This is a genomic window from Paenibacillus plantarum (assembly GCF_013141695.1).
GTDB lineage: Bacteria > Bacillota > Bacilli > Paenibacillales > NBRC-103111 > Paenibacillus_E > Paenibacillus_E plantarum.
Genome location: NZ_WHNY01000084.1, coordinates 1 through 1,231, shown reverse-complemented (window position 1 = coordinate 1,231; position 1,231 = coordinate 1). Strand labels below are relative to the sequence as shown.

At 41.5% G+C, this 1,231-nt stretch carries 2 protein-coding genes; one reads left to right on the top strand and one right to left on the bottom strand.

Going from position 1 to position 1,231, the window contains the following annotated elements; translation table 11 throughout:
- A partial coding sequence (locus tag GC096_RS34450) for a hypothetical protein (protein ID WP_171637045.1) occupies positions 1 to 526 on the bottom strand: 526 nt, incomplete at its 3' end.
- 296 nt (positions 527 to 822) lie between these two features.
- On the opposite strand from GC096_RS34450, the gene GC096_RS34445 reads away from it, so the two are divergent.
- Positions 823 to 1,231: helix-turn-helix transcriptional regulator (locus tag GC096_RS34445; RefSeq protein WP_171637043.1), on the top strand; the 409-nt coding region annotated here is incomplete at its 3' end.

Genomic DNA, 1,231 nt, shown 5'->3' with positions numbered 1-1,231 from the left:
TTAAATCCTTTGCCATGAAACTTTGGCTGTAATACTGATTTGGCAAATGTCCTTGAACCTGATGCCATCCTTTGGAGTCCTCCCACACGAAACGCAACTGTGCAGTTTGTTCCATCGTAGAGCGCCATGACGGGTCAAGGTGAGTGTCCCTACCATGTGACCATACCCAAATATTGAATTGATTAGTCTGTAATTCTGAACATGCCAATTCTGATTTAGAATCAAAGTTCATACGTTCCCAACCAAACAGTTGGTTTCCGATGTATACATGTATGTTTCTTGCCGCCTCCGTATCAAGATTTTTTAAAATTACCTCATAAGAAACAATAGATAACGGTTTGTTCTGCTTGGCTTCGTAAAGCAGCATATTGGGTCTTATTTCCCACTCTGGAACTGTAGAGTTTAAAGTATTTGGCGGCTCAACAGAGTTACAATCTACATTTTTTTTGGTATGAACTACTTTCTCACAAGCAACTAAAAATATTAAAAGTACAATCATGAAGCAAAAATAAGCTACATTCCTCACTAAAAATCCTCCAGAAGTAATTGTTATTCATGTATGTAGTAACTTTAGTCCCGTTTCCATATTAACTCAACTACAGATGAGTTTGTTACTTGTAAATTCAGGTATAAAGCTATACCTTCCGATAGCTGAATCGGTTGCATGGCCGCGCTATCGTTTCCCGTTTAGCTTAAGCCACGAAACTACTCCATTGTCAGGTCTGGCTCTTCTATATATATTGATGTATATGAGGGATTCTTTGTCTTTTGTAGAGAATGAGTTGCGCGTACGTTTATTTTAGGTTTATAGAGAGGCGGCCAATGAATAAAACAGACCGTTTGTTAGCCATAGTGCTGGAGTTGCAACGAAAAAAAGTGGTACGAGCCGAAGATTTGGCAACTCTATTTGAAATCAGCGTGCGGACCATTTACCGCGACGTTCAGGCTCTAAGTGAGGCAGGTGTGCCGATCATTGGAGCCACAGGAACAGGATATTCTTTGATGGAAGGCTATTTCCTGCCGCCGGTCAGTTTCACGGTAGAAGAAGCCGTAACCTTGCTCATTGGAACGGACTTTATCGAGCAACGATTTGATTCTGATTACCGTGTCAAGGCTCAAGCCGCTAGCGGGAAAATCGAAGCTATTCTACCGGAGAGCATTCGTAATGAAACATCTCGAGTACGCAATGTTATGCGCTTGCTCCCTTCCGATAATCCGATTACGCCTTCAA